Genomic DNA, 6522 nt, shown 5'->3' on the forward strand with positions numbered 1-6522 from the left:
CCTGATTTTGGACATCCAGTTGCGAATGATGTATCTGAAGGAAAAGCTGATTTTGGAATCGTAATTTGCGGAAGCGGTAACGGGATTGCAATGACTGTTAATAAACATCCGAAAGTGAGAGCTGGCTTATGCTGGACTAAAGAAATTGCATATTTAACTCGTTTACACAATGATGCAAATATTGTTAGTATTCCAGCGAGATTCACATCTATTCATCAAGCTGTTGAAATCGTTGAAACTTTTCTTGATACTGCTTTTGAAGGCGGAAGACACCAAAATAGAGTAAATAAAATTGCTTGTTCGTAAAAAGTCAAAAAAAAATTCGGTGCTTCGCACCTATTCATAAACACACCGGGCGGATTTTTAAATTTGTCCGGTTTTTTATTTAAGTTTTTATAATTCAATTATTTAACTGCTATAAAAACATTGTTTTTTGAGTTATCAACAATGTTAATATCTACTTTTTATAATTCAAAAGAGCATATATAAGTGCTGCCTGGATTGCTAAAATCACAGTAAACTTTACAATAAAAGAAGTTTTACTCGTTTTATGTTTAAATAATAACATTGCTGTTAATAACCCAAGTGAGCCACCCGTTATAGCCATGAGAAACAAGGTTTTTTCAGGAACACGTCGGTTATTTTTTCGAGCTTGAGATTTGTCATATCCAGCGAAAATAAAAACAAGCACATTTATAAATAAAAAATATAGTAATAAAACTTCCATTGGCTTAAAATTAGAAACAAAGATATTATTTTAGCCGAATGATTTACTATTTTGCAGAAATGCTTTAACAAGTAAATTATATCATTTTTAAGTAAGAAAATCATTTCATTAAAAGTATGACTAATATTCAATTCATTGCCAAGTCTGTTCAGGCGCCCGCAGTCAGTATTCAAAACACAGTTAAATTATTAGAAGAAGACTGTACGATTCCGTTTATTTCGCGTTACCGAAAAGATGCAACCGGAAACCTTGATGAAACTGTTATTGAGCATATTGCTAAATTGCAGAAAGAATACGATACGCTTATAAAACGTAAAGAAGCTGTTTTAAAATCGATCGAAGAGCAAAAAGCACTTACGCCAGAATTGAAGAAAAAAATTGAAGACAGTTTTGATTTACAAGAAATAGAAGATTTCTATCTTCCGTACAAAAAGAAGAAAAAAACAAAAGCCGATGTTGCGCGCGAATTTGGTTTAGAACCTTTAGCAAAACTGATTATATCTGAAAGTGATGCCGATATCGATTTTATTTCGACACAATACATTAATGAAAATGTTATTAACGAAGAAGCTGCTATTCAAGGCGCAAGAGATATTGTAGCAGAATGGATTAACGAAAATATTTATGTTCGTAAACAATTGCGTAGATTATTTCAGCGAAAAGCAACTATCGCTACAAAAGTGGTTAAAAAGAAAGCTGAAGAAGAAGGTGCACAAAAATTCAACCAATATTTTGATTGGGAAGAGCCTTTAACAAAAGCGCCAGCACACCGTTTATTAGCGATGCTTCGTGCAGAAAATGAAGGTTTTATTAAAATGAAAATAGATGTTGATATCGACGATGCTTACGATGTAATTGACGAAATCATTATTAAAAAACAAAATAATACGACAGCGCATTTACAGCTGGCGATTGAAGATAGTTACAAACGTTTATTGAATCCAGCAATTGGAAACGAAACGTTACAAGAAGCAAAAGCAAAAGCCGATGCTAATTCTATTCAGGTTTTTGCTAACAATTTAGGGCAACTTTTATTGGCTCCGCCATTGGGAGAAAAACGAATTCTAGCGATCGATCCAGGATTTAGAAGCGGTTGTAAGGTAGTTTGTCTGGACGAAAAAGGTGATTTATTATATAATGAAACCATTTATCCGCACGCGCCTCAAAATGAGGAAACCATGGCGATAAAAAAAATACGTTCGATGGTAAATGCGTATCAAATTGATGCCATTTCTATCGGAAACGGAACAGCTTCTCGCGAAACAGAATTTTTCATTAAAAAAATCGCGTTTGATAAACCAATTCAAGTATTTGTAGTTTCTGAGGCAGGAGCATCTGTATATTCTGCGTCAAAAATTGCGAGAGAAGAATTTCCAAATTATGATGTAACGGTTCGTGGTTCGGTTTCTATCGGGCGACGACTTTCAGATCCGTTGGCCGAATTGGTAAAAATTGATCCAAAAGCGATTGGAGTAGGACAGTATCAGCACGATGTTGACCAAACAAAATTAAAAGAAGAATTAGATAATACGGTTATTCGTTGTGTAAACTCGGTTGGAATTAACATCAACACCGCAAGTAAGCATTTATTAAGTTATGTGAGTGGAATCGGGGAGAAGCTAGCGGAGAACATTGTACAATACCGTTCTGAAAACGGACCTTTTGAAGATAGAAAGCAACTTAAAAAAGTGCCACGTTTAGGAGATAAAGCATATCAACAAGGAGCAGCGTTTATTAGAATTACAAATGCTAAAAATCCGTTAGATAATTCGGCGGTGCATCCAGAGGCTTATCCAGTTGTTGAAAAGATGGCGAAAGATTTGAATATTTCTCTAAATGATTTAATTGCAAACAAAGATAAAACAGCGCTTATTAAGGCCGAAAAATATGTAACACCTGAAATTGGTTTACTTACGCTAAAAGATATCATTAAAGAGCTTGAAAAACCTGGATTAGACCCAAGAAAATCTGCTAAGATTTTTGAATTTGATGCCAATGTAAAATCAATCAAAGATTTGAAAACAGGAATGATATTACCAGGGATTGTGAATAACATTACCAACTTTGGCTGTTTTGTTGACATCGGAATCAAAGAAAGCGGATTAGTGCATATTTCTCAGTTGAAAGCCGGATTTGTAAGTGATGTAAACGAAGTGGTAAAATTACACCAGCATGTTGATGTGAAAGTGACTGAGGTTGATGAAGATAGAAAGAGAATTCAGTTGACGATGGTTTTATAGAAATTCCAAATTGCAAGCTTCGACAAAACTATTGAGTAGTTTTATTATAAGCCATAAAAAAAATCCCAAACTACATTGTAGTTTGGGATTTTAATTTTTTCGAATTTCTTATTTTGTTTCTTCTTCTTCTTGTTTTTTAGAAGCAGCAGGTTGATCGTCTTTAGCAGCGTTTTTAAATTCCTTAATTCCACTTCCTAAACCTTTCATTAATTCTGGAATTTTTTTACCTCCAAAAAGTAATATCACAATACCTACGATAACAAGGATTTCTGTAAGACCTAATCTTCCCATGACTAACTATATTTAATGCCGAAGCAAATTGATTTTTATTAATTATCCCGCAAAGGTATATAGAAATATACGAAATAGAAGTATTTTTAGTTTAAAATATTTCAATAAGACTACGTTAAATATTTTATAAAATCGTAGATTATAGCTCTTCATGAAATTTTTCGAATAAATATCATGATGATTAATTACTATATTTGCTAGCATAAAGAAGGATAATGACTAAGAAAAATAAAAAGAATTTTAGAAAAAAACTGTTCATTAAAAACCGATTAGTAATTTTAAATGAAGACACTTTTGAAGAGATTTTTTCTTTTAGGCTTACTTTAATGAATGTATTTGTAACGTTTACTTTAGGCGGAATATTTCTAATTTTGGTTACTACTTTCATTATCGCATTTACTCCGCTTCGTGAATTTATTCCGGGATATTCTTCTACAGAATTGAAACGAAATGCTACGAGACTAGCAATTAAATCAGATTCTTTAGAAACGGCTTTAAAACACAATGAAATTTATATAAAAGGAATTCAGAAAGTTTTAAAAGGAGAATTAGAATATTCAAAATTTAATAAAGATTCTATATTAACAGAGTCTGTTGAAGACGCTTCAGATTTAAATATGAAAGCCTCAGAGGCTGAAATAAAACTAAGAGAAGATGTCGCTGAAACTGAAAAAGAAACGAAGACAAAATCTCAAGACAAAAAGAAAAGTGACAAAAAATAATACCACTAAAAATGTCAATTAAGTCAATTGCGGCAAAAATTTTTGCCCGAAAAATATATAAACAAACTCTTAAATGGGCAAATAAGCCAATTCAAACCCAACATGAGGTTTTTAAAAGTTTGATTGAGACTGCACAAAATACTGAATTTGGAAAAGATCATAATTTCAATGAGATAAAAACTTTTGAAGATTTTCAGAAACGTGTTCCAGTTAGAGATTATGAAGATCTAAAACCGTATGTCGAAAAGGTTGTAAAAGGAGAAGCTGATATTCTTTGGAAAGGAAAACCATTATATTTTGCTAAAACTTCTGGAACAACTTCTGGCGCAAAATTTATTCCGCTAACTAAAGAATCTATGCCATTTCATATAGAAGCGGCTCGAAACGCAATTCTTCATTATATTAACGAAACAGGAAATGCCGATTTTGTTGACGGAAAAATGATCTTTTTGCAAGGAAGTCCTATTCTAACGGAGAAATACGGAATTAAATTTGGAAGACTTTCTGGAATCGTGGCGCATTTTGTTCCAAAATATCTGCAGAAAAACAGAATGCCATCTTGGGAAACGAATTGTATTGAAGATTGGGAAACCAAAGTAGATGCAATTGTAGATGAAACAATACAAGAAGATATGTCTGTTATTTCTGGAATTCCGTCTTGGGTACAGATGTATTTTGAGCGTTTACAGCAAAAAAGTGGCGGTAAAAAGATTAGTGAGATATTCAAAAATTTCAATCTGTTTATTTACGGAGGTGTTAATTACGAACCGTATCGTGCCAAATTTGAGCAGATGATTGGCAAGAAAGTAGACAGTATAGAATTGTTTCCAGCTTCTGAAGGTTTTTTTGCGTACCAAGATTCGCAGAAAGAAAAAGGAATGTTATTACTTTTAAATTCTGGTATTTTCTATGAGTTTATAAAAGCAGATGAATTCTTTAACGAAAACCCGAAAGTATACACCATTGGCGAAGTTGAGGTAGGAGTAAACTATGTTTTGATTATTTCGACAAATGCAGGACTTTGGCGTTATAATATTGGAGATACTATTCAATTTACTTCTTTAGATCCGTATCGTGTTATAGTTTCTGGACGTATTAAACATTATATTTCGGCTTTTGGAGAACACGTAATTGCTAATGAAGTCGAAAATGCGATGAAAGAAGCTATAAATTCTACCAATATTGTTATTAACGAATTTACTGTAGCACCACAAATTACGCCTGCTACCGGATTACCTTACCACGAATGGTTTGTAGAATTTGAAAAAGAGCCAGAAAACATGGAAGTTTTTGCCGAAAAGATTGATAACTCAATGCGAAAGCAAAACATTTATTATGACGATTTAATTACCGGAAATGTTTTAAGAAAAGTAGTGATCACTAAAGTTTCTAAAAACGGATTTCAAGATTATATGAAATCGCAAGGAAAACTGGGCGGACAGAATAAAATACCTAGATTATCGAATGATAGAAATATTGCGGATAATTTGAAGTAAAATCAGCTTTTTTAAAAAGACCTACTAACAATTTGTTAAATGGAAATTTATTAAAGTTATATATATAATTCCTACTTTCGTTTATCGAAATATTTACATCTTCTTTAAAAATGAGGATGATTTTTAAAATAAAAAAGCATGAAAGAAACTAAACATATATCAAGATCAAGAGCGCAGGAATCTTCTGCGGCGATAGAAAAAATGTACATAACAATGCGCCATTTATTTAACCGTGGTTTTTACAAACCAATGGGAGTTTCTGGCGACAGCTTACGCGAATCATTATTGGCTTTACGTCCAGAAATTTATGGGAATATTGCAGAAGAAAAAGTAGAATTAAACGGACTTTTATACGTTATTGAGCGTCTTCCAATTGGAATTGAGCAATGCCGTTTTATTAATTTAACTTCAGACGAAGGATATTCTAAATCGCATTTTCAGCCGATTGTTCCTCCAAAAAGAAGAAGAAATTGCTACAGAATAGACGAAGAACAAATGAATGTAGAAATCACGCGTGGACGTTCTGACATTTATGATATTCTAACACATTTGACTTTCATTTTTATTGAATCTCATAAAATTAAAAATAGAGTTTTAATCGATGATGGTGGAGAGGTTTCTCGCGATTGGCAGAAACTGGAGCAAGCTGTTATGCAAACTAAAAAGTTAACACAGATTGAGAAAGAAAAAGCCATTTCGCACGTTGCAAATATTTTAGCGAGAACTTTTGAGGAAGTTTTAGATATTTACGATGCTTTTGGTTCAGAAACTGCGCCAGATCGTTTCCTGCACGTAATTTATTGGTTAGGAAAATTAGCAATCGAAGAAATTGTTGAAAACAATAAACGTACAATTACTTTTAGTCCAGTTTTACGTGAAAGATTAGGACATCATATTCATGGGGAAATCTGGGCAACAAATATAAAAGAGGTTCTAAAAGCAAACGATTTGCTGAAAAGACCAATTCACGTAATTAGTGCCAATATGCATAGTGTGATGAATTCGATCTTTGCAACACCATTGCTGAAAACAAAATATAAAGGAAA

General features: G+C 32.8%; 7 protein-coding genes. 5 read left to right on the plus strand and 2 right to left on the minus strand.

What is annotated here, in order from left to right:
• Nucleotides 1–306 (plus strand): RpiB/LacA/LacB family sugar-phosphate isomerase (locus B3J44_RS17175; protein WP_286969911.1); only part of this gene is annotated, 306 nt, incomplete at its 5' end.
• A gap of 151 nt (nt 307–457) precedes the next feature.
• On the opposite strand, the gene B3J44_RS17180 is transcribed toward B3J44_RS17175, so the two are convergent.
• Nucleotides 458–727 (minus strand): DUF1294 domain-containing protein, encoded by a 270-nt coding sequence (locus B3J44_RS17180; RefSeq protein ID WP_286969912.1) that lies wholly within the window; start codon nt 725–727, stop codon nt 458–460.
• 116 nt (nt 728–843) lie between these two features.
• Here B3J44_RS17180 and B3J44_RS17185 point away from each other — a divergent pair, with 116 nt between their 5' ends.
• Nucleotides 844–2967, plus strand: coding sequence for a Tex family protein (locus tag B3J44_RS17185; RefSeq protein WP_286969913.1), 2124 nt, complete (start codon nt 844–846; stop codon nt 2965–2967).
• A gap of 108 nt (nt 2968–3075) precedes the next feature.
• Here the strand turns inward: B3J44_RS17185 and B3J44_RS17190 are convergent, their stop codons facing one another.
• Nucleotides 3076–3258, minus strand: a complete 183-nt coding sequence (locus B3J44_RS17190) for a Sec-independent protein translocase subunit TatA/TatB (protein ID WP_111378739.1) — start codon at nt 3256–3258, stop codon at nt 3076–3078.
• Between the two features lie 215 nt (nt 3259–3473).
• Here B3J44_RS17190 and B3J44_RS17195 point away from each other — a divergent pair, with 215 nt between their 5' ends.
• The 3 genes from B3J44_RS17195 to B3J44_RS17205 form a co-directional block, all read left to right on the plus strand.
• Entirely contained in the window at nt 3474–3980 is a 507-nt protein-coding gene (locus B3J44_RS17195; protein ID WP_198855064.1) for a peptidase, read from the plus strand.
• A gap of 11 nt (nt 3981–3991) precedes the next feature.
• Nucleotides 3992–5476: a GH3 auxin-responsive promoter family protein gene (locus B3J44_RS17200; protein WP_286969916.1), complete on the plus strand. Its 1485-nt coding sequence runs from the start codon at nt 3992–3994 to the stop codon at nt 5474–5476.
• Between the two features lie 138 nt (nt 5477–5614).
• The coding region (locus B3J44_RS17205) for a DUF6909 family protein (RefSeq protein WP_414654818.1) at nt 5615–6522 on the plus strand (908 nt) is incomplete at its 3' end.

It is taken from the genome of Flavobacterium sp. UBA4854 (assembly GCF_002399805.1).
Classification (GTDB): Bacteria; Bacteroidota; Bacteroidia; order Flavobacteriales; family Flavobacteriaceae; genus Flavobacterium; species Flavobacterium ginsengisoli.